This is a genomic window from Streptomyces sp. MJM8645, assembly GCF_001625365.1.
In the GTDB taxonomy this organism is placed as follows: Bacteria; Actinomycetota; Actinomycetes; order Streptomycetales; family Streptomycetaceae; genus Kitasatospora.
In genome coordinates this window covers 6,924,289-6,948,513 of record NZ_LJJF01000001.1, presented here as the reverse complement: position 1 = coordinate 6,948,513, position 24,225 = coordinate 6,924,289, and the positions used below count along the sequence as shown (strand labels likewise).

Annotated in this window: 26 protein-coding genes and 1 pseudogene; 13 read left to right on the top strand and 14 right to left on the bottom strand. The window is 73.2% G+C overall.

Features of this window, described 5'->3' with window-relative positions:
- Window positions 1–56: 56 nt before the first annotated feature.
- The 3 genes from A6F73_RS29305 to A6F73_RS29300 all read right to left on the bottom strand — a co-directional run bounded on the left by A6F73_RS29305 (window position 57) and on the right by A6F73_RS29300 (window position 2,327).
- On the bottom strand, window positions 57–452 hold the full coding sequence (locus A6F73_RS29305) for a hypothetical protein (protein WP_159398563.1): 396 nt from the start codon (window positions 450–452) through the stop codon (window positions 57–59).
- 590 nt (window positions 453–1,042) lie between these two features.
- Entirely contained in the window at window positions 1,043–1,414 is a 372-nt protein-coding gene (gene tgmA, locus A6F73_RS44435) for a putative ATP-grasp-modified RiPP (RefSeq protein ID WP_079136114.1), read from the bottom strand.
- 661 nt (window positions 1,415–2,075) lie between these two features.
- Window positions 2,076–2,327: a hypothetical protein gene (locus A6F73_RS29300; RefSeq protein ID WP_063350523.1), complete on the bottom strand. Its 252-nt coding sequence runs from the start codon at window positions 2,325–2,327 to the stop codon at window positions 2,076–2,078.
- A 209-nt stretch (window positions 2,328–2,536) separates the two neighbouring features.
- Here A6F73_RS29300 and A6F73_RS29295 point away from each other — a divergent pair, with 209 nt between their 5' ends.
- Window positions 2,537–3,265, top strand: coding sequence for a helix-turn-helix transcriptional regulator (locus A6F73_RS29295; protein ID WP_347878556.1), 729 nt, complete (start codon window positions 2,537–2,539; stop codon window positions 3,263–3,265).
- Window positions 3,262–3,465, top strand: a complete 204-nt coding sequence (locus tag A6F73_RS29290; protein WP_063350522.1) for a DUF397 domain-containing protein — start codon at window positions 3,262–3,264, stop codon at window positions 3,463–3,465. The genes A6F73_RS29295 and A6F73_RS29290 overlap by 4 nt, the downstream gene beginning before the upstream one ends.
- A gap of 157 nt (window positions 3,466–3,622) precedes the next feature.
- Here the strand turns inward: A6F73_RS29290 and A6F73_RS29285 are convergent, their stop codons facing one another.
- The gene (locus A6F73_RS29285) at window positions 3,623–4,060 is read right to left on the bottom strand and encodes a hypothetical protein (RefSeq protein WP_063350521.1); all 438 of its coding nucleotides are present in this window, start codon (window positions 4,058–4,060) and stop codon (window positions 3,623–3,625) included.
- Window positions 4,061–4,166: 106 nt separating this feature from the next.
- Here A6F73_RS29285 and A6F73_RS43490 point away from each other — a divergent pair.
- A pseudogene (locus A6F73_RS43490) lies at window positions 4,167–4,283 on the top strand (DUF397 domain-containing protein); the annotation flags it as partial.
- Between the two features lie 144 nt (window positions 4,284–4,427).
- Window positions 4,428–4,844: a DUF3592 domain-containing protein gene (locus A6F73_RS29280; RefSeq protein WP_244293541.1), complete on the top strand. Its 417-nt coding sequence runs from the start codon at window positions 4,428–4,430 to the stop codon at window positions 4,842–4,844.
- Between the two features lie 66 nt (window positions 4,845–4,910).
- Here the strand turns inward: A6F73_RS29280 and A6F73_RS29275 are convergent, their stop codons facing one another.
- Both A6F73_RS29275 and A6F73_RS29270 read right to left on the bottom strand, forming a co-directional pair.
- On the bottom strand, window positions 4,911–5,594 hold the full coding sequence (locus A6F73_RS29275; protein ID WP_063350520.1) for a GPP34 family phosphoprotein: 684 nt from the start codon (window positions 5,592–5,594) through the stop codon (window positions 4,911–4,913).
- A gap of 486 nt (window positions 5,595–6,080) precedes the next feature.
- Window positions 6,081–6,446: a hypothetical protein gene (locus A6F73_RS29270; RefSeq protein WP_063350519.1), complete on the bottom strand. Its 366-nt coding sequence runs from the start codon at window positions 6,444–6,446 to the stop codon at window positions 6,081–6,083.
- Between the two features lie 141 nt (window positions 6,447–6,587).
- Here A6F73_RS29270 and A6F73_RS29265 point away from each other — a divergent pair, with 141 nt between their 5' ends.
- From A6F73_RS29265 to A6F73_RS29255, 3 genes are read left to right on the top strand one after another with little or no spacing between them, the layout of a single operon-like run.
- Window positions 6,588–6,947, top strand: coding sequence for a hypothetical protein (locus A6F73_RS29265; protein ID WP_063350518.1), 360 nt, complete (start codon window positions 6,588–6,590; stop codon window positions 6,945–6,947).
- Window positions 6,944–7,966, top strand: coding sequence for a hypothetical protein (locus tag A6F73_RS29260; RefSeq protein WP_063350517.1), 1,023 nt, complete (start codon window positions 6,944–6,946; stop codon window positions 7,964–7,966). Before A6F73_RS29265 ends, A6F73_RS29260 begins: the two co-directional genes overlap by 4 nt.
- A complete protein-coding gene (locus tag A6F73_RS29255; RefSeq protein ID WP_063350516.1) occupies window positions 7,963–8,352 on the top strand; it encodes a roadblock/LC7 domain-containing protein in 390 nt (129 codons plus the stop codon). The genes A6F73_RS29260 and A6F73_RS29255 overlap by 4 nt, the downstream gene beginning before the upstream one ends.
- Before the next feature lie 184 nt (window positions 8,353–8,536).
- On the opposite strand, the gene A6F73_RS29250 is transcribed toward A6F73_RS29255, so the two are convergent.
- The 5 genes from A6F73_RS29250 to A6F73_RS29230 form a co-directional block, all read right to left on the bottom strand.
- Entirely contained in the window at window positions 8,537–9,586 is a 1,050-nt protein-coding gene (locus A6F73_RS29250; protein WP_063350515.1) for a Clp protease N-terminal domain-containing protein, read from the bottom strand.
- A gap of 106 nt (window positions 9,587–9,692) precedes the next feature.
- Window positions 9,693–11,264, bottom strand: coding sequence for an APC family permease (locus A6F73_RS29245; RefSeq protein ID WP_063350514.1), 1,572 nt, complete (start codon window positions 11,262–11,264; stop codon window positions 9,693–9,695).
- Window positions 11,265–11,637: 373 nt separating this feature from the next.
- On the bottom strand, window positions 11,638–12,054 hold the full coding sequence (locus tag A6F73_RS29240) for a hypothetical protein (protein ID WP_159398562.1): 417 nt from the start codon (window positions 12,052–12,054) through the stop codon (window positions 11,638–11,640).
- 3 nt (window positions 12,055–12,057) lie between these two features.
- Window positions 12,058–12,612 carry a universal stress protein gene (locus tag A6F73_RS29235; RefSeq protein WP_063350512.1) on the bottom strand — a complete coding sequence of 185 codons (555 nt, stop codon included), beginning with the start codon at window positions 12,610–12,612 and terminating at the stop codon, window positions 12,058–12,060.
- A gap of 408 nt (window positions 12,613–13,020) precedes the next feature.
- Window positions 13,021–15,450, bottom strand: coding sequence for a DUF4118 domain-containing protein (locus A6F73_RS29230; RefSeq protein ID WP_063350511.1), 2,430 nt, complete (start codon window positions 15,448–15,450; stop codon window positions 13,021–13,023).
- A 137-nt stretch (window positions 15,451–15,587) separates the two neighbouring features.
- Between A6F73_RS29230 and A6F73_RS29225 the strand changes: the two genes are divergently transcribed.
- The 4 genes from A6F73_RS29225 to A6F73_RS29210 all read left to right on the top strand — a co-directional run bounded on the left by A6F73_RS29225 (window position 15,588) and on the right by A6F73_RS29210 (window position 18,795).
- Window positions 15,588–15,935 (top strand): GntR family transcriptional regulator, encoded by a 348-nt coding sequence (locus A6F73_RS29225; RefSeq protein WP_063350510.1) that lies wholly within the window; start codon window positions 15,588–15,590, stop codon window positions 15,933–15,935.
- On the top strand, window positions 15,932–16,945 hold the full coding sequence (locus tag A6F73_RS29220) for a DUF1648 domain-containing protein (protein WP_244293540.1): 1,014 nt from the start codon (window positions 15,932–15,934) through the stop codon (window positions 16,943–16,945). The genes A6F73_RS29225 and A6F73_RS29220 overlap by 4 nt, the downstream gene beginning before the upstream one ends.
- Before the next feature lie 119 nt (window positions 16,946–17,064).
- Complete coding sequence (locus A6F73_RS29215; protein WP_063350509.1) at window positions 17,065–17,826, top strand: hypothetical protein; 762 nt, start codon at window positions 17,065–17,067, stop codon at window positions 17,824–17,826.
- A 129-nt stretch (window positions 17,827–17,955) separates the two neighbouring features.
- On the top strand, window positions 17,956–18,795 hold the full coding sequence (locus A6F73_RS29210) for an SAM-dependent methyltransferase (RefSeq protein WP_063350508.1): 840 nt from the start codon (window positions 17,956–17,958) through the stop codon (window positions 18,793–18,795).
- Between the two features lie 11 nt (window positions 18,796–18,806).
- Here the strand turns inward: A6F73_RS29210 and A6F73_RS29205 are convergent, their stop codons facing one another.
- Together A6F73_RS29205 and A6F73_RS29200 are read right to left on the bottom strand one after the other, a co-directional pair.
- Window positions 18,807–19,517, bottom strand: a complete 711-nt coding sequence (locus tag A6F73_RS29205) for a response regulator transcription factor (RefSeq protein ID WP_063350507.1) — start codon at window positions 19,515–19,517, stop codon at window positions 18,807–18,809.
- Entirely contained in the window at window positions 19,514–20,710 is a 1,197-nt protein-coding gene (locus A6F73_RS29200; protein WP_063350506.1) for a sensor histidine kinase, read from the bottom strand. Before A6F73_RS29200 ends, A6F73_RS29205 begins: the two co-directional genes overlap by 4 nt.
- A gap of 132 nt (window positions 20,711–20,842) precedes the next feature.
- Between A6F73_RS29200 and A6F73_RS29195 the strand changes: the two genes are divergently transcribed.
- Window positions 20,843–21,754 carry an ATP-binding cassette domain-containing protein gene (locus A6F73_RS29195; RefSeq protein ID WP_063350505.1) on the top strand — a complete coding sequence of 304 codons (912 nt, stop codon included), beginning with the start codon at window positions 20,843–20,845 and terminating at the stop codon, window positions 21,752–21,754.
- Entirely contained in the window at window positions 21,751–22,602 is an 852-nt protein-coding gene (locus A6F73_RS29190) for an ABC transporter permease (RefSeq protein ID WP_063350504.1), read from the top strand. The genes A6F73_RS29195 and A6F73_RS29190 overlap by 4 nt, the downstream gene beginning before the upstream one ends.
- Window positions 22,603–22,638: 36 nt before the next feature.
- Here A6F73_RS29190 and A6F73_RS29185 read toward each other — a convergent pair whose 3' ends face one another.
- Window positions 22,639–24,108, bottom strand: coding sequence for an MFS transporter (locus A6F73_RS29185; RefSeq protein ID WP_063350503.1), 1,470 nt, complete (start codon window positions 24,106–24,108; stop codon window positions 22,639–22,641).
- Window positions 24,109–24,225: the final 117 nt, after the last annotated feature.

Below are 24,225 nucleotides of genomic sequence, written 5' to 3'. Positions count from 1 at the left end.
CCCCAACGCAACGATGCCCCTCCCCGTTTCGGGGAGGGGCATCTGAAGTCAGTCCCTCAGCACTGGGGGAGGCCGTTGCTGCCTCGCGCGTGCCACAGGTCATAGTTGTCGACATATGCGCCATACACATAGTCGTTGAAGTATTGCCGACCGATAGACCCGTAGTAGTACTCGGTGTTGATGTAATACCAAACGTCGCCCTGCTGGGCGATGTCCTCACCAACCGCCCAGCAGCGGACGTTCACAAAATCCCCGGGGGCAAGGTCACGGTGGATGTCCTTGTTGGCCGTCCAGGGCGACCAGTACAGCCCCACATGGTGGGTCGTCTTCAGGGTGACCGGGTAGTCCCCGGTGTCCGCGTGGGCGGGTCCGGTCGTCAGCGCGAGCCCTCCGGCTGCCAGAGCGCCGGCCACGGCAGTCCGCACCAGGCGCTGCCTCAGGTTCCGTTTCATTCTGGTCCCCCCGTGAAGATCGGTGCCGACGCCGCTGATGCCACCAGCCTCAACGCTGAGCTTGGCAGCTTGCCCGCCATCCGACAACGGCCAGTTCCCGCCAACCCCAAAGCAGTTGTGACAACCAATCCTCACGCATGTCACGGGCCCGGCAGACCATCTGATCCAGGACGTAGAGAAGCTCCTCCCCCCAGATAGGGGGAGGGACCCCTTTCGTGTTTCAGGCCGGCTTTCGGTGCCTGCCAACCGAATTCTTACGGGCTGGCGGTGGCGTTCCTTGAATCACCCCGTCACCCGAGATGCCGTGCAGAAACCTCTGAGCGCTCGCGTAGTTCTCGGCGTAGCCCTCAGGAGTCCACTGGTAGCCGTCCCAGCGGAGGAGGAGGCGAGGAAGGTCCGGGTGGAGGTGAGAGGGCCGGTTCTCGTGACCGACGATGACAGCCTTCAACTGACCCACCGGGCGCAGGTGTCGATCGCGTCGCTCCGCCCACTGTGACAGCGATTCGTCGTCCATCCAGGCGTTCCTTCACTCGGGGTAGTTCGCCAACCAGGCTACCGGCGGTCCTGCTGAGCAGCTGTCGATGATCAAGTCAGGCTGTGCTGCCAGCGAAGCGCCGGGTTGTCGGCGATCCAATAGATGTGGGCGTCCTCGGTGATGCGGAGCTGCACCGCGGTGATGCATGGTTTTCCCGCGTCCCCCCATGCCAGAAGCTGTCCTGGTCGTGGCCCTGGTCGTTCTTCGAGTCCTGGTTCGTGGTGGTGTTGGTCTCGGTTCCCGCGCTGGTACCGTGCCTGCCCATCTCAACCACCAGGCCGGCGCTGTCGTGGAACACGCCGAGCTGCGTCACCGGGTCGATGGTGACGGTGGAGAACGGGAGGCGCACGGAGGCCGAGTACGGCGCGAGCCGACCGGCGCCCCACGGGCGGGAAGTAATGGCGGGCAGCGTTGCGGTGTCGTTCACAAACACTCCTCACGTTGCGTTGCGGCGCACATGCTGAACATTGCGGTGATGCCGCCCCTCCAGCTCCATCAACTACCCGACCCGGAGGGAGCGTTTGGGGCGCGTGCCAGTGCGAACACTGGCTCCCGCCCCCGGGGTCGCCGGGGGCGGGAGTTTCAGGCCCGTCCAGGTTGTCCGCGTGACCATCTAGCGCGGGCCAGAACGGGGGTTCCGGTCAGAGGAGGTCAGGACTCCACCGGCCGGTGATTAAGGGGACGGCCGCTCCCCGCCAGAAGGGGGTGACTGGCGGGGAGCGGTGTGGCTCGACGAGGGCCCGGCACCAACACGCCCTCGGAGCCGACCGGCAGGGAAGTAGGCCCGCCGGTACTCACCCGTCCGCGGCCGTCTTTCGCGGACGGGCGTTGAACCCCGTCGTCGCAGACGATGAGCACTCACGCTGCGACGACGGGAGCCTGTCAGTCCGGCGGGTCCGGTTCCCACCCGCACCACACGCCGGCCGGAGAGATACATCGAAGGTCACACTGAGCGGCAGTCATGACATCAACTCGACGTTCATTCAAGGAGATTCACCTCTTCGCCACACGAGGGCGAGGGCGCATCGCGGGTCGGAGCGGCGGCGATGCCCCCGCCAAGGCGGCCGTTGCGGCGGCCAGTTCGACGGTCACGAGAGCGGCCGGCGGCGCGGGTTGCACCCGGCGCCGGGCGCGATCTCCCGGGGGTCGCACTGCCGCAACTGGTCCGGCCTGGTCGTCCACTCCTGTCCCCCGCCGATCGGCCTCAGGAAGGCCGCCCCGCAGAGGATCTCCATGAAGACCCCCTCTCGGGGCTTGCCGTCGGCGTCACGGTGCTTCAGGTCCCGCACCACCTCGTTGCGAACGAAGTCGGGCAGCGTGGATTTCGAGTCTTCGGACATGGAGGGCTCCGATCCGTAGTGCGATGACTACTCAGGGGCACCAACTGTCCTCTAGGCTTGACGGGTGTTCAACCTGACGGATCTGCTTGCTGAGTAGAAAGTTTGGCCCATGAACAGGTCTGAGCTAGACCCCGCCGCCTCCCCCCCAGGCCAAGTTCGGCGCGTTCCTCCGCAGTTCGCGCGAGGAACGGCGGTGGACACAGAAGGACGTGGCAGAGATGATCGGCTGTTCCCCAACCCACATCTCGCATCTGGAAAATGGTCACCGACGCCCGACTCCACGCGTGGCACGGCAACTTGACACCGCATTTGGGATGGATCGAGTCTTCACCAATAAGGCGCTTGAGGTCGAGTCTTCGACTCTGCTTGAGGGGTTCCCGGCATACGTGGCCAAGGAATCGAAGGCTCGAGAGCTTCGGCTGTTCACCTTGGGCATCGTGCCGGGGGTACTTCAAACCATGGAGTACGCACGGGCCATTGCAGCGGCAGCCGTAGACCGAGGCAGCATCACAGAGGATCAGGCCGCCGAACGGGTGCGATATCTTGAGCGTCGACAAGCGAAGTTGAACCGTGAGCCTCCGCCCGTGATCCACGCCGTCCTGGATGAGAGCTGCCTCCGTCGGCCGGTCGGCGGCGATGCGGTGATGGCAGCCCAGTTTGACCGTCTGCTCAGCTTTGCCCGCCTGCCGCACACCGTGCTTCAGGTCGCCCCGTTCTGCATAGGGGAGGCCAGGGCTTTCGATCTCCCCGTGTACATCCTCACCCTGGCTGACCGCTCCCTGATGTCGTACGCCGAGAGTGCCCAGCAAGGGAACCTGGAGCGGGACAGCGACGCTGTACAGCCCATGCTCACGACCTACTATCAACTACAGGCCCGAGCACTCTCGCAGGATGCGTCCGTGGCCCTGATCACGCAGCTAAGAGAGGATCTACCGTGACCGCCGAGCCTCAGTGGTTCAAGTCTTCGTACAGCAGCAACGGCGGCGAGTGCGTCGAGGTAGCCGGGAACCTGGTCGCAGAGGGTGCCGTTCCCGTCCGCGACTCCAAGGACCCCGAGGGGCCTGCTCTCATGTTCCCGGCTTCGGCTTGGTCGTCCTTCGTCGCTGCCGTCCGTACCGGCGAGTTCGGCGACGTCTGACGTACGCGCGCTGCCCCGAGACCCCGCCACTCCTTTCCGGAGTGGCGGGGTCTCCTGGCTGACCGCTCCCTGATGAAGATGTTGAAAGCGCGCCCGGCTCGGGCAGCCGGAGCAAGATCTTCAAGAGGCTTCCAGGGATCCGGCCAATGGCTTCGGGTCAGGTCCGCTTGCGGCTCGCGATCTCGTCAGCGAGCTGCTGCACGTGGGCGGGGTCCGCGTCCCGGGCAAGGGCGACGTAGTGGTCCATGACGGCCGGCCGGTAGCGCACGGGGAACGTCTGTCCCGGGGCGAGTCGGGTGAGCTCGGTGATCGTGAGGTTTTCGTCCGCGATACCGCGGAACGAGATACCGCTGGCGGTCTCCACGTCGAGCATCAGGACCACGCGTGGATTGCTGTTGACCTCCCGCCAGTCGACGAGAACGCCGAGCGCAAGCGCCCCCGTACGCAGTTCCGCATTGCGCTTGCGTGCATCACTGCTCAGCAACGGGTTCGGGGCGACGCCCGGGAAGTCGGGCCCGACACCGAGCGATTCCCGACTCAGGTCGGGCCTGAGCTGCGCCATCATGTCGTTGAGCTTCTTCCGCGAACCGAACATCCTGGCCCCTCCCTCACACCGGTGCCGGAATCTCGGCCTGGCGCTTCGCCTTCACTGCGATTGTACGTCGCGGCCATTCCCGGCCTCCGGCGCATCGCCCCGTCCCGGTGTTGTCCCCGTCCGCGATTCCAAGGACCCCGAGGGCCCGGCCCTCGCCTTCTCCCCCGATGGCTTCGCGGCCTTCGTTGCCGCCGTCCGTACCGGCGAGTTCGGCGACGTCTGACGTACACGCGCCGCCCTGAGGGCCCCGTCACCCCTTTTCCGGAGTGGCGGGGCTCCACCGTGAACTGGGTGGGTTCCAGGCGTCAGGAGTGCCTGCGGTCGGCAATACTGGGGTGTCCGGGGGCGATTCGGACAGGGAGGCGCGGTGGGCGGGACGGCCGGATTCGCCGTGGTGGTGTTCGGCGGCCTGGGCGGCGTGGTCGCCTACCTCGCCGGGGTGGTCGGGCTGCGCGACCTGCGGCGGCTGCGCCGGGTCGGCGTCCCGGCCCAGGCCCTGGTGCGCGCCCGCGTCCCCGCCCCGGAGGACCGCGCGCTGCCACCGCGCCCGCTGCTGCAGTTCGAGACCGAGGACGGCCGGGTGGTGGAGGTCTTCTCGCCCGTCCCGTCCACCCCACGCCACCCGCTGCCGGACGGCGGCCACGTGCAGGTCCGCTACGACCCGGCCGACCCCCGGCAGGTCCTGGTGGACGGCCGCGAACGCAGGCCCCTGGAGTACGGCTTCGTGGCGCTCGGGCTGCTGATGGTGCTGGTCGCGATCACGCTGGCGGTCGCCGTCCTGTGAGGCTGCCCGATAGTTGCGACGTTCATCAGAACCGAGTCGTGGGGCGGGCCCGGCGCCGTTGCCGGCTCAGGTGATGACGGTGGTGGCGGCCGTGGTGGCGATGGTGACGGCCGCGATGGCGGCCACGGCGGCCTGCATGTTCCGGATCGCCTGGCCGACGGACTCGCCCGCCCAGTCGCCCTCGGCGATCTCCGCGAAGCGCGGCTCGACCTGCTTGCGGGGCTGCTCCGGGAAGGCCACCTTGTACAGGCGGGCGGTATGCAGGAGGGCGATCAACGTGGCGGTGCGGACGTCCGGTTCGGCGCCGTCCAGGACCACGGCGGCCAGGCGTGCGCGCAGGGCGCGCTCGACGGAGCCGTCCGCCTCCGGGTAGCGGCGGACCGGGAAGAGGCCGAGGGCGCGGTGGCGCTCCTCGACGACCAGGCCGCGCTCGCACAGCCGCTGGACGGTGTCCCGGATCGCCGTCGGCTGGTCCTTGGCCAGCCACTCGGCCGGCTTGGCCTTTCCGGCGCCCTTGCGCTCCGCCCACTCGGCGAGCCGGTCGAGACGCCCGTCGAGCAGGGGCTCGCCGGTCGGCGTGCGGTCGGTGACGGTCAGCCGACCGTCGTCCACCACGACCCGCCCGGCCAGCGCGAGGTCCGCGAGGAACCCGCCCGCCACCGCCCAGCCGGCGGTCGTACCCGCCTTCGCAGCACCGGACTTGTCGTCCAGCGACAACAGCATCAGCTCCTCGGCGAGGGTGACGTGCATGCTCCATTCCTTTCGCGGATCAGAGGCGATCACAGGCAACCGGCAACTACCAGCGGTACCCATCGGGCTCCCCCGCTTCCCCTGCCGTCCGGCGCGGCGGCTCGGCGGCGCGCCTTCGTGCCGCGCGCGGCGTGGTCGAGCCGGTTCCGCGGCACCGCCGAAACACCGGCGCTCCGGCGGTTCGACCACGGTATTCCGGCGCTCCGTCGCCGGCCGGAACAGCCGGGGCGAATATGACGCCCAGTCATCGGAAAGTCACGCATTTCCATGGTCGGCGCGCACCCGCGATATTCGCGGCCCGATTCCCACGGACGGATCCCCGTAGTCGGTTCGTCACGCCCCGCATTCGCTCCGTCCGGAATTCCACGCGTGAAACGCGGCCCGCGCGGGCCTTCCGGGCGGGCCTTCGGGCAGCCCTTCAGGCAGGGCTTCCGGGCGGGCCTTCCGGACGGGGCGCGGAGACCCGGGCCGCCGGCCCGCCCTCGGCTAGACGTCGAGAGCGGCCTCGATGCGCTTGAGACCGTGCCGGGCGAGCGCAAGGTTGCCGCGCGAGCGGTCCAGCGCCAGGTAGAGGAAGAGCGAGCCGTGACTGCGGGTCAGCGGGCGGATCAGGTGGTACTGGGTGCCGAGGGTGATCAGGATGTCCTCGATGACATCGTCGATCGACAGCGCGGCCAGGGCGCGTATCTTCGCACGAACGACCTCGGTGTTGGCGGCGGCCGCAATCTCCAGGTCGAGCTGCTGCCCCCCGCCGAGGGACCCGAGTGACATACCGCTCTCGTAGTCGGCCACGGCCACTCCGATGGCCCCCTCGATGGCCATCGCGTCCTTGAGTGCGTCGTCAATGTTCATGCGCTGTTCGTCCTTTGCGTGACTTCCGGGCAGAACTCCCGTGTGCAGGAACAAAATAGCAAGAAGTCGCCGGTTGTGGTCGCCTCGTGAAAATGATGGAATAAAGTACGCTACCGGGGTTCAGAACGTGAAGGGGTACTGGTGCGCGCACTCGAAGCTTCTCTCTCCGATGTGCTCGGCTCCCCCGGAGTGGTCGGTGCCGCGCTCGTCGACGCCGTCACGGGTCTCAGCTACCAGTCCGCCGGGGACCACCGGCTGCTCGGGACCGGGGCCGAACTCGCCGAGCTGACCAACCTGATCGGCGAGCGGCTGTACGAGGCAGGGGCGGAGAGCGAGTTGGAGAGCCTGGTGGTCACCAGCACCCGTCATCACCAGGTCGTCCAGGTGGTGTCCCGAATGGGCGACCCCCTGCTGCTGGCCACCGTGCTGGACCGGGAACGGACCAACCTGGCGCTGGCCGTCCGCCAGACCGCCGACCGCGCGCAGGACTTGCTGGCATGACCGACCCGTCCCACGACACGGCGCCGCCCGCCATGCCCGCAGTTCCCACGACGCCGGCTCCGCCCACCGCGCGCAACGTGCCCGCGCTGCTGCTCGCGCTGCGCCGGACGGAGTTCACCGGCTCGGTCACCGTCTCCAGCGCACCGGGCGGCACGATCCACCTGGAGCAGGGTCTGGTCGCCGCGATCGAGACCCCCGGGGCCCCGACCGCCGCGACCCTGCTGCTGAAGTCCCGGCGCGTCGGCGAGGAGGAGTGGGCGTCCGCCGAGACGGCCGCGTCCGTCGGCCGGCCGGCCGACGCTCCCCCGACCTGGGGCGGCGACCTCGGCGCGGCCCTGGTGGCTCAGGGGTCGATCGGCGCCGCCGAGCTCGAAGCCGTCTGCGCCGCCGCCGCCTTCGACGGGGCCTTCGCCCTGGTGCTGAGCCCGCCCGGCAGTTGGGAGACGGCCGAGGCGGCGCCGCCTGCCAGGATCGCGCTGCGCCCGGGCATCGAGCCGGAGCAGCTCTTCGAGGAGACCGCCCGGCGGACGGCCCTGCTGACCCGCCTCTGGGGACCGCCCGGCGAACTGGCCCGCATCCGGATCCGTCCTGCCGCCCGGGCCGAATCCGGCGCGCTGCGGATCCCGGTCCGCTACCGGGAGATCCTGGCCGCCGCCACCGGCCGCCGCACCGCGCGCGACCTCGGCTTCGCCCTGGGACGCGGTGTGTTCGCGGTGCTCCTCGACGTCGTACGGATGGACGCCCGGCACCTGCTCCACCGGGAACCGGCGCACCCCACTCCCCTGGCACCGAGCGTGGCCCCGCGCATGCCGACGGGCGAACCGCCGCCGGCCGACACCGGGCCGCTGCCGCGCCGCGTCCGCAGCGGACGCGGCGCGGGTGGTCCGGGCGGCCCCGGCGGCCTGCCCACCCGATCCGAGGGAGCGGCGGCCGCTTCCGAGGGTCCACCGAACGCACACCGCGCCGAACACACCGCGCGTACCGAGACGACCGAGCAGAGCGAGAAGAGCGCACCATGAGCAGCCAGACACCGACCGCCGTGCTGGTCGACGAGTTGAAGTCCCTCCGCGACCGGGTCATGGGCATCTCGGAGAGTGTCATCTCCACCACTGACGGCCTGCTGGTGGCCGCCGACACGGCCGCCGTCCACCCCGAGTCGGCCGCCGCCCTGTCGGCCGCCATGCTCGGCCTCGGCCGGCGCACCGCGGCCGAGGTCGGCGTGGGCGGCCTGCGCGACGTGGTCACCCGCTGCAACAGCGGCTACGTCGTGGTGCTGGCGATCGGGGAGCAGGCGCTGCTGATGATCCTGGGAGACGAGGGCCTCGACGTCGCCGGCCTGCACCGCGAGTCGCCCGCCACGGTCCGCCGCCTGAGCGAGTTGCTCGGGATGGTCCCCGCGGTCTAGGGGCTCTCTTTCGGATCACGCCGGGCGAGCGACGCCGGAGCACGCACCTCGCCGCGTTGTCGTCGGTCGCCGATACTCCGCATGGACTCCCTCCTCCGCCTTGCGATGCACGCACTCCGACGCCGCGCGCTGATCCGACGTGATCCGAAAGAGAGCCCCTAGTCCCAACGCCGTTCAGTAGTAATCAGGGGCGATCGAGCCGATCTCCGCACAGGGCCTCGACCAGCCGCCGGGCCCGGGTCTCCTCCGAGAGGAGCGTCTCCACCAGCGGCCCGGTTCCCTGCCTGTCCGTGGCGCCGGAGAGGTAGGCCTCGACCGCTCGTGGGTCGGCCGCGAGCGGCACCCGACCGGCGGTGAGCGCGGCGTGGGCCCGGGCGTAGTCCAGGCCGAGCCGGGCCAGCCGCACCCCGCCCGCGTGCCGCTCGGCCGGGTCCGCGCCGCCCTCGCCGGCCAACTGCGGGTGCCGGCAAGCCACTTCGTGCACGGCGAGAACGGCCAGCAGCACGTGCTCGGTGCCGGGCGCACGGCGACCGAGGCGCTGCGCCTGCCCGTCGACCTCCAGCCGGACCCAGGCCATCGGCGCGACCGCGATGTTCATCTTGGCGAAGCCGGGCACCAGCAGCCGCTTCCAGCGCGGCAGCCGGTACGGCGTGCGGCCGAGCAGCGCGTCCCGGGTGGGGCGCAGCAGCGGGTCGAGGTCGTCCAGATCATCGGGGGCGCCGGGGCCGTCCGGCGCCCCGAGGCCGACGGGCGCCGCCAGCCGCTCCAGCACCGCTCCCGGCGCGACGCCCGCCGCGTGCAGCAGTTCGGCGGCCCGGGCGTGCGGATCGGCGAGCAGGGCGCGCAACAGGTGTTCGGCGCTGAACTTCCGCTCGCCGTCCTGCCGGGCCCGCTCCATGGCGCCGGCCAGGGCGCGGGCGGCGGCGCCGCTGAGCAGCAGGCCGCGCTCCCCGGTCGGGCCGAGCACGTCGCGGGCCGGCACGCTCGCACCGGCCCCGTCGTCCGAGCCCCAGCGTGCCGTGTCGACCCCACCCTGGCGGTCGCGCAGGACGGCGAGCAGGGCGGTCGCGGTCGCCCCGGCGGCCGACAGGGCCTCACCGGCCGGGCCCTTCGCCCCGGCGACGGCGGCCAGCAGGTGTTCCGTCCCGAGGCGGCCGTCACCCCCGCCGCGTGCGCCCCGGGCCGCGCCCAGGACGCCGAGCGTGCGCCAGTCCGGTTCCAGCGTCGTCTCCATCCGGCCCCTCCCACCACGATGCTTTGCCCGAACTATATGCCTGCTTTGCTCGCCCTTTACACGTGACTGCGCGTCAAGGAAACGTCAGAACCGGCCGGTTCTGGACTCAGGGCGCGGAGGCCGGGTCGGCGGCGCTCACCGGGACGTCCGGGTGGCGGAACCAGGACCCCTGCACCAGCCGCTGCACCAGCATCAGCACCGCGCCGAGCAGCAGCGCGCCCAGCCCGATCACCGTCACCCCGCCGACCCGGCCGATGCCCGGCAGGTCGATCGAGGTGGCGCCGTAGTCCGGGTCGGCGTAGACGTCGAAGGCGCCGTAGGCGAAGAAGTACAGCAGCATCAGGCCGCCGGCCAGCGGCAGCACGCCCTTGAAGACGAAGTCCCGGACGCTGCGGGTGAGGACCCGGCGGTAGTACCAGACGCAGGCGAAACCGGTCAGGCCGTAGTAGAAGGCGATGCCGAGGCCGACCGAGGCGATCGAGTCGGCCAGCACGTTGCCGCTGATCGCGGTGAGCAGGACGTAGAAGGCGATCGACGCCAGGCCCATGGCGACCGTCGACCAGGTCGGGGTGCGGTGGCGCGGGTGCACCCGGGCGAAGCCGGTCGGGATGGCCCGGTGGGTGGCCATCGAGAAGGTGGTGCGGGCGGTGGGCAGGATCGTCGTCTGGGTGGAGGCGGCGGCCGAGGTCAGCACCATCAGGATCAGCAGCCGGCTGAGCACCGCGCCGATCCCGGTGGTGCCGAACACCGCGTCACCCAGGCCGGACAGCACGTCCCCCGAGTGCGCCGGGTTGCCGAGCCCGATGCCGTCCGTACCGACCCCGGCGAAGGACTGCGCCGAGGTCGCGACCAGGACGTAGATGAGGAGCAGCAGCACGGTGGAGATGACGGCCGCGCGGCCGGGGGTGCGGGCGGAGTCGGCGGTCTCCTCGTTGACGGACACGGCGGTGTCCCAGCCCCAGTAGATGAAGACCGCGGCCAGCATGCCGGCGGTGAACGCCGAGGTCGAGGGCACGTTGAACGGGTTGAACCAGGACGCGTCGACGGGGATGGCCGTCGGGGGCGCGGCGGAGCCGTACGCCTTGACGAGCGCGGTGAGCGAGAAGGCGACCAGCATCACCACCTCGACGGCCAGCAGCCAGCGCTGGAGGGTCGCGGACAGCTCGATGCCGATGTAGCAGATCGCGGTCATCAGGACGATCCACAGCACCCCGGCGCTGGTCGTCCACACCCGGCTGTCCGCGAGCGAGTCCAGGCCGACCAGCCGGAAGCCGTACACCCCGGCGATCTGCGCCAGGTTGGCCATCACGATGACGTCGGCGACGACGATGCCCCAGCCGCCCATCCAGCCGGTGCGCGGGCCGAACGCCCGGGCGGCCCAGGTGAAGGTGGTGCCGCAGTCCGGGTCGGCGGCGTTGAGCTCCTTGTAGGCGTAGGCGATCAGCAGCATCGGGATGAACGCCAGGACGGTGACGACGGGCGCCTGGAGGCCGACCCCGACCACGACGATGCCGAGGGTCGCGGCCAGGCTGTAGGCGGGGGCGGTGGAGGCGAGGCCGATGCACACCGAGGACAGCAGGCCCAGGGCGCCGGTCTTCAGGCCCTTCTCGCCCGCACCGGAACCCGTCGGACGGTCGCTCGGACCGCCGGTCGGGGGGCTGGTCGGGGACGCCGGCACTGGCCCCACCCCCTTGAGTGCGCAGCGGGGGCCGCGAGGACCGATCTGGTCGTCTCAGCGTAACGCCGCCCTCGACGGGCGGCCCGGGGACGGCGAGCGGGCAGCCCGGCGGCCTGGGCGCAGGGTTGCCGGGCTTCCGGACTTCCGGACTGGACGGACGACGCGCGGCGCGGGCCGTGGTGCGGTCGCGGCGGTGCCCGCCTCGCTCAGCGGGCCCACTGTCCGAACGGCGACCGCTCCGCCGCCACGGCGCCGCGCGCCTCCCACCTGTTTTCCACCGGTTGCCGAGGGCTCCGGAGTACCGGCCGGAGCCCTGGTCTCGGCGTGGTCCGCCCGCCGGCCCGAAGGCCGGTGAGGGACCGTCTGTGGGGTCTCACCCGAGTTGGTCGAGGCGCAGCCGCGCCACCCGGACCGTCCGGCGCGGCAGGGTCGTGGGCAGGGCCACCAGCAGGGCGGTGGCGGTGAACACCGCGAAGTGCGAGCCCTCCGTCCAGGGCCCGGCCCAGCCCAGTTCGCCGTGCCGGTGCTCGGCGAAGGCGTTGCAGCACAGCCAGGCCGCCAGTCCGATCAGCGGCGCCGCCCGGGGCCGGGAGAAGCCGCCGAGGATCGCGCACAGGCCGAGGTAGGCGACGTAGGCGAGCCCACCGGAGTGCAGTTCGCCGAGCCCGCCGAGGCCCATCGCCAGGACTCCGCCGGCGAGCAGGGCCACCGTGCCCGAGGTCGGGGCGGAGAGCCGCTCCAGGACCGGGTGGTAGCGCCGCCCGCCCGGCCGGGCCGCGTACATCCGCACGCCCTACCCCTTCGCGGCGACGAGTTCGGGCGCCGGGCCGACCGGCAGGTGCCACCGGGTACGCCGGTGCAGCGCCTCCAGCTCGTGCAGCAGCTCGGGCACCGGGACGGTCAGCACCGGGCAGCCCGCCTCGCGCGCGCAGTGCGCCGTGACCGAGCGCCGCAACCGACGCCGCAGCAGACTGCCACTCTGGCCGAGAACCAGCAGGTCGTCCGGCCGGTCGGCGGCCTGGACGAGGGCGGGCCCGGTCTCGCCCCTGATCACCAGCGGGCGCAGCGGCACGCCGGGGTCGGCGCCGCCGAACGCCGCGTCGAGGGCGTCCCGCAGCCGCTGTTCGGCCGCCTCCCGCACCGCCGCGAGCAGCGGCGGGCACGGCGAGCGGCGGTAGCCGAGTTCGCCGCCGGGCGGCTCCCAGGCGAGTACCGGGACGAGTTCGGCGCCACGGCTGCGGGCTTCCGCCACGCCGCGGTGCAGGGCGGCGAGGCTGCCGAGCGATCCGCTGACCCCGACCACCACCCTGCCGGTGCCGCTGCCCTGGTACCGCCCGTTGCCGTGCATGGTCCGTCCTCGCGTCGTCGTTCCGGTACCCGGCGTGTCGCCCGGTGTGTCACCTGGCGCGTCACCTGGTGTGTCGTCCTCCACCCAACCGCCGCGCCGGCCGCCAGCCGCCCGTCCTTGACGCCTTCCTGACGCCCCGGGCCGCCTTCCCAACGCGCTCCATACGCCGACCGCCCGCCTGCCTCCCGCCGCCACCTGGTTTCACCCGTTCGGCGAAGGCGGGAGGCGGCGCAGCGGAGGCGGGAGATGGGAGGCGGCGCGGTGGGAGGCGGGAGGCGGAAGGCGGAAGGCGGCGCGGTGGGAGCCGGAAGGCGGGAGATGGAAGGCGGGAGGCGGCGCGGCGGAAGGCGGGAGCCGCGCAGCGGCACGGCGGCCCGGATGCCGGATCGCGGGCGATCAGCCGTGGCGTCAGGCCGGGGCGCGGGCGAGGTCGAGGGTGTAGGCGGTGCCGCCGGCGGGGGACGGTTCGACGGTGAGCTCGCCGTTCATCGCCTCGACGAAGCCCCGCGCCACGGTGAGGCCGGTGCCGTCGGCGGCCGGGCCGGGGGCCCGCACCCGGAGGTGGATCCGCCCGGCCACCGCGCCCGCGTCCACCAGGGCGGGCCTGCCGGCCCCCGCCAGGACGACCGTGAGGGCGCGTTCCAGCAGCCCGGCGTCGGCGAGCACGGGCGGCAGGCCGTCCGGGAGCGCGAGGCGCACGTCGCGCTGCTCATCGCGCTGCTCGCCGCTCTGCTCGGCGGGCGAGGCGGGCAGGGCGGGCAGCGCGGCCAGCACGGCGGCGAGCACCGGGGCCAGCGCCGTGGGGCGCAGCAGCACCGGTTGCTCGCCGGCCCGCAGCCGGTCGAGGTCCAGCAGGTCGGCGACCAGGCGTTCCATCCGCCGCACCTCGGCGGCGATCCGCCGCCCCGGCGGCCCCGGCAGGTCGGCGGCCTCGCGGCGCAGCGCGGCGAGCGGGGCGCGCAGGTCCTGTCCGACGGCCTCCAGCAGTGCGGTGTGCAGGGCGTCGGTGTGGGCGAGGGTCTCGGCGGCGGCGGCCTGGGCGGCCAGCCGTTCGCGTTCCCGGGCCAGTCGCAGCTGGGTGACGTAGGGGCCGAGCAGTCGGGTGTCCTGCTCGGTGAGCGCCGGTCCGCGCAGGGCCAGGACGGCGTCCGGGCCGAGGTCGACGGCGAGTGAGGCCTCTTCGGGGCGCTGCGGGAGGGCGGTGCCGGAGGCGGCGGCGGGGCGCCAGAACCGGCCGGTGCGGACCAGGACGGCGGCGCCCTCCAGGCCGAACACCTGGCGCAGGTCGGCGACCAGGTCGGGCACCGCGCGGGCGCCGGATTCGACCGCCGCGCCGGCCAGCCGGGCCAGCACCGCCGCTTCGGCGCGGGCCCGGTCGGCCTGCTGGGAGCGGCGGGTGAGGCCGTCGATGAGGTGGGCGATGATCCCGGCGACGGCGAGGAAGAGCAGCAGTGCGGCGAGGTCGGCGCCGCGGGTGACGGCGAGGCTGTGCCAGGGCGCGGTGAAGAAGTAGTCGGCGGCGAGCACCCCGGCGGCGGTGCTGGCGGCGGCGGGCAGCAGGCCGCCGAGCCGGGCGGTGGCGGCGACGGCCAGCAGCAGGCAGAGCAGGGCGCCGGGGAGGGCGAGCGAGTCGCGCAGCGGGGAGAGCGCCCAGGCCAGGGCGGCCGTTGCGGCCGGGCCGGCCAGCCAGGCCAGGCGCCGGCGGCGCGGCGGGACGGCGGCCGGGCGGCGGCGCCGGGGTGCGGGCGGGACGGCCAGCAGGCCGGGTTGGGGCGGGGGGACGACCCGGACGTCGATCGGGCCGGCCAGCCGGATGACGCGGTTGATCACCGAGCCGGAGACCAGTTCGCGCAGGCGGCTGCGGCTGGTCGGCCCGAGCAGGATCTGGGTGGCGCTCTCGGCGTGGGCGAAGTCCACCAGGGCGCGGGCGGCGTCGGTGCCGTCGACCTCGATGTAGCCGCCGTGGAGTTCGTGCAGCAGGGCGCGCTGGCCGGCGAGGGCGGGCGGCTCGTGGACGGTGGCGCCGTCGTCGGGCCGGACGTGCACGCCGATCAGGTCGCCGTGCACCCGGGTGGCGGTGCGGGCGCCGCGGCGGATCAGGTGCTCGCCCTGCGGGGCCCCGTTGAGGGCGACGACGATGCGTTCCTTGGTCTCCCAGGGCGCCCGGATGCCGTGCCGGGCGCGGTAGTCGGCGAGTTCCTCCTCGACCCGGTCGGCCAGCCAGAGCAGGGCGAGTTCGCGCAGGGCGCCGAGGTTGCCGGCCCGGAAGTAGTGGTCCAGGGCGACGTCGATCCGGTCGGGCGGGTAGATCGCGCCCTGGGCCATCCGGGTGCGCAGGGCCTGCGGGCTGAGGTCGACGAGTTCGATCCGGTCGGCGGCGCGGACCACCTCGTCGGGGATCCGCTCGCGCTGGGCGACGCCGGTGATCTGTTCGACGACGTCGTTGAGGCTCTCCAGGTGCTGGATGTTGACGGTGGTGGCCACGTCGACGCCGGCGTCGAGGAGTTCCCGGACGTCCTGCCAGCGTTTGGGGTGGCGGCCGCCGGGGGCGTTGGTGTGGGCGAGTTCGTCGACGAGCGCGAGCTGCGGGCGGCGGGCGAGCAGGGCGTCGACGTCGAGTTCGGTGAGGGTGGTGCCGCGGTGGCCGACGGTGCGGCGGGGCAGTACGGGCAGGTCCCCGAGCTGGTGTTCGGTGCCCCGGCGGCCGTAGGTCTCGACGAGTCCGACGACGACGTCGAGGTCTTCGTCGTCGCGCAGTCGGCGGCCCTCGGCGAGCATGGCGTACGTCTTGCCGACCCCCGGCGCAGCCCCCAGGAACACCCGCAGTCGTCCGCTCACCGCCGTGCCGCCACCTCCTCGGTGTCCATGCTCCGCCGGGGCGCCGGGGTGCGCGAGGGGGCGGGCGCTCCGGCGGGGTGGCGGGGCGCGCGAGGCGGCCGACGAGAGATCTGGATGGTGCTATCGTCATTAGCACCATGTTGCTGAAGCTGGACACCGGCGACGCCCGCCCCCTGCACGAGCAGGTGGCGGGCGCGATCAGGCGGGCCGTCGCCGAGGGCGAGTGCGCCCCCGGAGACAGGCTGCCACCGGCCCGGGAGCTCTCCCGGGCGCTGGGGGTGAACACCAACACCGTCCTGCGCGGGCTGCGCACGCTGCGCGACGAGGGCGTGCTGGAGTTCCGCCGGGGCCGTGGCGTCACGGTCGCCGAGGACGCCGACACGCGCTCCGAACTGGCCGAGCGGGTACGGCAGTTGGTCGCCGATGCGGCCCGGGCCGGCTACAGCAGGAACGATCTCGTGGACATGATCAGGGGGATGTCGTGACGGACGGGAAGCTCATAGCGAAGGAGCGCCGGGAGCCCGGGGCGGGGCGCGGCGCGTTCTGGGGCGCGGTGGCCTGGTCGGCGGGCGTCCTGGCCCTGCTGATCGCGCTGCCGTGGGCCGCGCGCCACCGGCTGCCGGACCCGCTCGCCACCCACTGGGGCGGGCAGGACCCGGACGGCTCCATGTCACTGACGGCGGCCGCGCTGTTCCCGGCGGCGGTCTGGCTGGTGCTGGTGCTGGCCGCCGCGGCCACCCTCCGGTTCCGGGCCGGGACGGCGCGCGGTGCCATCGGGCCGGCGCTGGCGGCCGGCGGAGTGCTCCTGACGGGGGCGCAGACTTCCATCGTGCACGCCAACCTGGACCGCGCGCGCTGGCAGGAGGCCGCGCCGATGGGCTTCGAGGTGGTCGTCCTGGTCGTGGCGGCGGGCCTGGCCGGCCTGCTGACCTGGCTGGCCGTCCGCCCGCGCGTCGACTCCCCGACCGGCGGGCGACCGGCGGCCGGGGCGCCGACGCTGACGGCCGTGCCGGGCGAGCACCTGGTCTGGCTCTCCCGAGCCGCCAACACGTGGCTGCAACTGGCCTCGGCCGTCCTCGCCCTGGGCGCCCTGGGCGCCGTGCTGGCGCCGGCCAGCGGGCTGATCGCGCTCAACTGGTCGCTGATCGTGCCGTTCGCCTCCACCTCCGTCATCACGCTCGGCTGCTCCTCGGCCACGACCCGGGTGACCGCCGACGGCCTGTCCGTCGACTTCGGCCCGTTCGGCTGGCCCAGCCGGCGCTGGTCCCCCGCCGACCTCGACTCGGCCCGCGCCGAGCTGCGCACCCCCGCCCAGGCCGGCGGCTGGGGCTACCGCGTCAACGGCCTCGGCACCACCGTGATGCTGCGCCGCGGCGTCTGCCTGGTGGTCCGCACCCGGCGCGGGCGCGAGTTCGCCGTGAGCGTCGACGACGCCGAGCGCGGCGCGGCCCTGCTCAACTCCCTCATCGCCAGGTCCGCCAGCCCCACCGGCTGACCCCCGTCACGCCGCTGGGGTCCGTCTTCAAACCGCCCGTTCAGGTGGTGTGGACAGGGGCCGCACCGTGGGTACACCAGCTGACAGCTGCTCATAGTGCAGAGGGCAAGGAGGCGTCCGTGACCCACGAACGGCGGACGGCGGGAGACCCGGAGCGCGACGCGGTCGTCGCCCGGGGAGGCACCAACCAGGACGAACGGACCATCACCTTCCTACGACTCGGCGTCGGACTGATCGGCATCCTGCTGCCGCTCGCACTCCCCCTGGGGAACTGGCTGTTCGCCGAGCTCAGGGGCCAGAGCACGGCGGGATTCTGGCCGGCCTCGATGAGCGGCTCGTACTACACCAGCACCCGGAACCTCTTCGTGGGCGGCCTGTGCGCGCTCGGGGTGTTCCTGATCTGCTACCGCTTCGACCGCCGGGACGACCGCTGGAGCACCGCCGCCGGCGTGTTCGCGCTCGGGGTCGCCCTGTGCCCGACCGCGCCGCATGGCGCGACCTCGTTCCAGAGCGCGGTCGGCCTGCTGCACTACGCCTTCGCCGGACTGCTGCTCTTCGTGCTGGCGATGTTCTGCGTCTACTCCTTCCGCAACCCGCGCTCCACCCAGCCGTCCTGGGTCAGCCGGGCCTACCTGGCGGCCGGGGTGCTGATCCTGGTGCTCCTGCTGCTCGCCGTCGTCGCCGGGGTGGCCGGCGTCGGCACGGACTGGGCCGTCCGGCCGCTGTACCTGTGCGAGTGGTTCTCGACCTGGGCGTTCGGTGCCGCCTGGACCGGCGCCGCGCTCGAACTGGCCGCCGCCGGTCGATCGTATGGACACCACCCGCTCCTCCCGGGGCAGAGCGGCTCCCCCGCCACCGGCAGCCCGGCGGCCCAGCCCTAGGATGCGCTCTTAAGGGGGCCTTAACCCCAAGAGATGGTCATCTTGTCGTCCCGGAACACCGTTACCATGCGCACCAAGGCCCGCCACCAGGGCGGCCGGTGACGGAACCCCAGCAACGGGAGGACGAGTATGTCGAACGAGGTCCGGGCAGGGCGCGGTCCGCAGGAGGAGTACCCGTCGGTGGATCTGCGGATGGACGTACCGCACTCGGCGCGGGTCTACGACTACCTCATCGGCGGCAAGACCAACTTCGAGGCGGACCGCGTCGCCGCGCACGCCTCGGTGCAGGCCTGGCCGTCGCTGCCGATCTCCATGCGCACCACCCGCGACTTCATGCAGCGCGCCGTCCGCCACCTCACCGAGGAGTACGGCGTCCGGCAGTTCCTGGACATCGGCACCGGCATCCCCACCTCGCCCAACGTCCACGAGATCGCCCAGTCGATCGCCCCGGACGCGCGGGTCGCCTACGTCGACAACGACCCGATCGTGCTCACCCACGCGCGGGCCCTGATGTCCAGCACGTCGCAGGGCCGCACCTGTTACGTGGACGCCGACTTCCGCGACCCGGAGTCGATCATCCAGAACCCCCGGCTGCGCGAGGTCCTCGACTTCTCCCAGCCGGTGGCGCTGTCGCTGATCGCCATCGTCCACTTCGTACTCGACGAGGACGACCCGCAGGGCATCGTGCGCCGCTTCATGGACGCCCTGGCACCCGGCAGCTTCCTCGCCCTGACCGTGTTCACCGGGGACACCGACCCGGTGGGCGTGGGCGGCGTCGGCCGGGAGTACAACGCGCGCGGCATCCCCCTGCAGATCCGCGACCAGAAGGAGACCGCGGCCTTCTTCGACGGCTACGACCTCCTCGACCCCGGCGTCACCCTGGTCCACCACTGGCGCCCGGACACCGGGGCCGCGCCGATCCGCGACCAGGACATCGCGATGTACGCGGGCGTGGCGATCAAGCGCTGAGCCTGCCGACGTCAGCCGGGGACGGCGACCAGGCCCGCCTCGTAGGCCAGGATGACGAGGTGGACCCGGTCGCGGGCGTCGAGCTTGGCCAGCAGCCGGGTCATGTAGGTCTTCACCGTGGCGATGCTGAGGACCAGTTCGGCGGCGATCTCGGTGTTGGACAGGCCCCGGCCGACCAGGGTGAGGATCTCCCGCTCCCGGTCGGTGATCGCGCCCAGCCGCCGGGCGGCCGGTGTCGGCCCGGGGGCCGGCACCGGTGCAGCGGCCGGTGACGCGGCGGCTGCCCGGCCCGGGGCCGGCCGCTGGTCCGCGAAGGAGGAGATCAGCCGGCGGGTGACGCTCGGTGCGATCAGGGCGTCCCCGGCGGCCACCACCCGGACGGCGGCGAGGATGTCGTCCAGCGCCATGTCCTTGACCAGGAAGCCGGACGCCCCGGCGCGCAGCGCCGCGTACACGTGGTCGTCGTCGTCGAAGGTGGTGAGCACGACGACCCTGGTCGGCCCACCGCCGCCGGTGATCAGGCGGGTCGCCTCGATGCCGTCCATGCCGGGCATCCGCAGGTCCATCACGACGACGTCGGGCCGCAGTTCACCGGCCAGCCGGACGGCCTCGGCGCCGGTGCCGGCCTCGCCGACCACCTCGACGTCGGCGGTCTCGGTGATGACCATCTCCAGTGCGGCCCGGACCAGCGGCTGGTCGTCGACCAGCAGGACGCGGGTCATGCATTCACCTCCACGGGGATCGGCAGTCGGACGGCGACCCGGAAGCCGCCCTCGGGGCGCGGACCGGCCTCGAACTCGCCGTCCAGCAGGCCGACCCGCTCGCGCAGCCCGGCCAGGCCGAAGCCGGTGCCCCGGCCCGGGTCGGTGCCGGGGCCCGTACCCCGGTCGGTGATCTCCACGGCCACCTCGCCCGCCGTGCGGCGGTCGACCAGGACCTCGCAGGAGCGGGTGTCCGCGTGCCGCACCACGTTGGTGACGGACTCCTGGATGACGCGGAACGCCGAGAGGTCGATCTCCGGTGGCAGCGGGCCCTGTTCACCCCGCCGCCGGACCTCGACCCGGACGCCGGCGGCGGTGGTCGCGGCGGCCAGCCGGTCGAGGTCGGCCAGGCCCTGGGGGGTGGTCGCCGACGTCTCGCCGTCGGCCTGGCGCAGCGCGACGAGCATCCGGCGCAGCCCGGCCAGGGTGTCCCGGCCGGCGTTCTCGATCTCGCCGAGCGCCTGCTTGGCCCGTTCGGGGCGGGTGTCGATGACCCGGCGGGCGGCGCCGGCCTGGAGGGCGACGATGCCGATGGTGTGGGCGACGGTGTCGTGCATCTCGCGGGCGATCCGCAGCCGTTCGGCGGTGACGGCCTCGGTGGCCGCCCGGGTGCTCAACGCCTGGGCGTGCTCGCGGTTCTGCCGCATCGAGCGGCCGATCAGCCAGGCGACCAGGGCGAGCAGCGCGGCGCCGTCGGCGGAGCCGATGTGGGTGCCGGTGAAGATGCCGACGGTGTTGCCGTGCACCAGGCCGATGTGCAGCACGAGCAGGCTCATCACCAGCGCGAACGCGGCCCGCGAGCTGCGGCGCGGCCGGGTGACGGTGATCAGGCAGAGCGCGACGTCCACGGCCAGCAGGGAGGCTGGCGGCACCTGGGTGTCGGCGGCCCAGCCGTCGGTCTCCGTGAAGGCGGCGACGAACAGCAGGGCGACCGCGAGCACCGGGAGTCGGCGCACCAGCGCGGCGCCGGCGAAGGCCACCACCGTGGTGGCCAGGGTGAAGGACAGGCCGCCGTGGGCGGCGGCCCCGCCGTGGTACCGGGCGTTGCCGCCGAGCAGGACGGCGGGGTAGGCGGCGGCTACGCACCAGGCGAGTCCGACCCAGACCTCGGGCGGAACGCGCCGGAACAGGGGCGGAGAGGGCGTCGCAAGCATACGAAGATCGTATCGGCGGCCCGAGTCACCGTCATCGGACCGTGGTTGTACGACCGGGGGTGACAGCCGGGGCGCGCGGTGTCAGCGCCGGTCCGATGCGGCGGCCCGGCCCCGCCCGGCACCGTTGAGCCCATGATCGAAGTCACCGAGCTGACCAAGCGCTACGGCCGCACCACCGCCGTCGAACGCCTCACCTTCACCGTCCGGCCCGGCCATGTGACCGGCTTCCTGGGCCCCAACGGCGCGGGCAAGTCCACCACCCTGCGGCTGATCCTCGGCCTCAACGACCCGACCGGCGGCACCGCCACCGTCGACGGCCGCCCGTTCCGGTCTCGGCCGCGCGGCCTGCGCGACGTCGGCGCCCTGCTCGACGCGGGCGACGTCCACGGCGGGCGCAGCGGCGTGGCCCAACTGCGGGCGCTGGCCCGCGCCAACGCGATCCCGGCCGCGCGGGTCGAGGAGGTGCTGCACGAGGTCGGGCTCACCAAGGCCGCCGGGCGCCGGATCCGCGGTTACTCGCTGGGGATGAAGCAGCGCCTGGGCATCGCCGGCGCGCTGCTCGGCGACCCGCCCGTCCTCCTCTTCGACGAGCCGCTCAACGGCCTCGACCCGGAGGGCGTGCTGTGGGTGCGCGGCCTGTTCCGCCGCCTCGCAGCCGAAGGGCGGACGGTCTTCGTCTCCAGCCACCTGATGGCCGAGATGGAGCACACCGCCGACCGCCTGGTGGTGATCGGCCGGGGCCGGCTGATCGCCGACGAGAGCCTGGCGGAGTTCTCCGCCCGGGCCGGCCGCACCGGCGTCACCGTCCGGGCGGCCGAACCCGACCGGCTGGCGGCCGTGTTGACCGCGGCGGGCGCCACCGTCCGCCCCGGCCCGGACGGCGCGCTCGCCGTGACCGGCCTGGACGCCACCCGGATCGGCGAACTCGCCCTGGAGCAGCGCCTGTTGCTGCACGCCCTGACCACCCGCACCGCCTCCCTGGAGGAGGCGTTCATGGAACTGACCGCCGACAGCGTCGACTACCTGGCCGGAGAGCCCCGATGAGCACCGCGACCACCACCCCCCGCCCCCTTCCCCGGCCCCTCCGCCGGCCACGCGCCCGCTTCGGCGACCTGCTCGCCGCCGAGTGGATCAAGTTCTGGTCCCTGCGTTCGACCGTCTGGGTGCTGGGCCTGAGCGCCCTGTTCATCATCGCCGCCAACCTCAAGGCGGCCCGGTACACCTACGACCACTACACCGTCGGCGACGGCGATCCGGCGACCATGCTGCAGGTCGCGCTCGGCGACTCCTTCACCATGATCGCCGCCGACGTCGTGATGATCGTCGCGGGCAGCGTCGGCGCGCTCGTCCTGGTCGGCGAGTACGCGAGCGGGCTGATCCGCACCACGCTGGTGGCCGTCCCGGACCGCCGGGCCGTGATCGCCGCCAAGGCCTGCGTACTGACCGCGGTCATGCTCGGCTACGGCGCCGTCACCGCGGGCGTCTCCTTCGGCGCCTGCCAGGCGGTCCTCGCCGACACGCACATCGGCGTGTCCGTCACCGACCCGACCGCGCTGCGCTTCGTCGCGGCCGCCGCCCTGTTCGCCCCGGTCTGCGCCCTCGCCGGATTCGCCCTCGGCGCGCTGATCCGGCACACCGCCGGAGCCGTCGTGGGCACCGTCCTGGTGCTGTTCTTCCTGCCGGCGTTCTTCAACGAGCGCTACCGCTGGTCGGCCGACCTCCTGCACGCCATGCCGCTCCAGGCCTGGCGCCGGCTGGCCCAGGTCGACCTGACCCACTCGCTGCCCTCCGCGCACCCGGCCACCGTCGCCGGCTCCTGGGCCACGTTCGCGCTCTGGGCGCTCGCCTCGGTGGTGGTCGCCGCGGTCGCCGTCCAGCGCCGCGACCACTGACCCGCCGTCCGGCGGCGGCGGCGCCGGAAACGCTGCTCACCCGTCGCGGCGGCCTGCCGCCACATCCGCCAGAGCCACCAGCAGCGCCGCCAGGACCAGGCCCGCCGCGACCGTCACGCCCAGTTGGAAGGCCAGCGCCCAGTCCGGGCGCGGGCCCTGGGCGTGGGCGAAGAAGACCGAGCCGACGATGGCGATGCCGACCGCCGAGCCGACCCGCTGGGCGGTCTGCATGACACCGCCGGCGCTGCCCGCCCGGGCGATCGGCACCTGCTGGAGGGTCAGGGTCTGGTTCGGCGCGATCACCAGCCCGCTGCCCACCCCGGCGACCAGCAGCGGCAGCACCGTCGCCCAGCCGATCGCCGACCCCGTCCACAGCTGCACCGCCAGGGCCGAGGCCAGCAGGCCGGCCAGGACCAGCACCAGGCCGAGCAGCACCAACCGGCGGCCCAGCCGGTGCACCAGCCGTCCGCCGATCGCCGCGGACACGCCCGAGCCCAGCGCGAACGGCGTGATCGCCAGGCCCGCCGTCAGCGCCGAGTAGTGCAGGCCCGCTTGGAGGTAGAGCGTGAAGATGAAGAAGATCGCGGTGAACCCGGCGAAGTACACCAGCGACAGCGCCACCCCCGCCGCGTACGGGCGCACCGCGAACAGCGCCATGCTCACCAGCGGCTCCCGGCCCCGCGCGTAGTACCGCTCCCAGCCCACGAAGGCCCCCAGCAGCACCGCCGCCAGCGGCAGCAGCAGCCAGCGCGTCGAGCCGTGCCACTGCTGCGCCTGGACGAACGGCAGCAGCAGCGCGACCGTCCCGGCACCGAGCAGCAGCACCCCGACCGGGTCGAAGTCCCGGTGCCCGGCCCGCGAGGCCGCCGGCGGGGGCGGCGGGAGCAGCCGGTAGGCGATGGGCAGGGCGGCGACGCCGATCGGCAGGTTGACCAGGAACACCCAGCGCCAGCCGTTCTGCGGGCCGAACAGGTGGATCAGCAGGCCGCCCAGCAGCGGGCCGACGGCGGTGGACAGACCGATGGTGGCGCCGAGCGCGCCGAAGGCCCGGCCGCGCTCGGCGCCCTGGAACAGGACCTGGATGAAGCCGGAGACCTGCGGCACCAGCACCCCGCCGGCCGCGCCCTGGAACAGCCGGGCCAGCACCAGCCACTCCTGGTTCTGCGCCGCCCCGGCCAGCGCGCTGGCCGCGGTGAACAGGGCGAGCCCGGTGAGGAAGACGGCCCGGCGGCTGCGGGCGTCGCCGAGCCTCCCGGACGGGACCAGCACCAGGCCGAAGGCGAGCGCGTAGCCGCTGAGCACCCACTGCAGGCCGCTGTCGGACATGTGCAGCCCGGCCCGCACGGTCGGCAGGGCGACGTTGACGATGCTGACGTCCAGCAGCGTCATGAACCCGGCGACCAGGCAGACCGTCAGCGCCCGCCAGCGCCGCGCCTCGGCCCGCCGGCCCGCGGCGGATGCGCCGGGCCGCTGTTCCGGGGGGCTGCACGGGGGTTGGGCCGTCATGGGAGCACCTTCCGGGCGTCCGGCGGTCGTCTGGCTTCGCGTCCGGCGACCGGCCGTCGACCGGTCTTCCCGGTCCGACTGCCCGCCCGCCGCGCGCGGCCCCCCTCCGAACGGCCA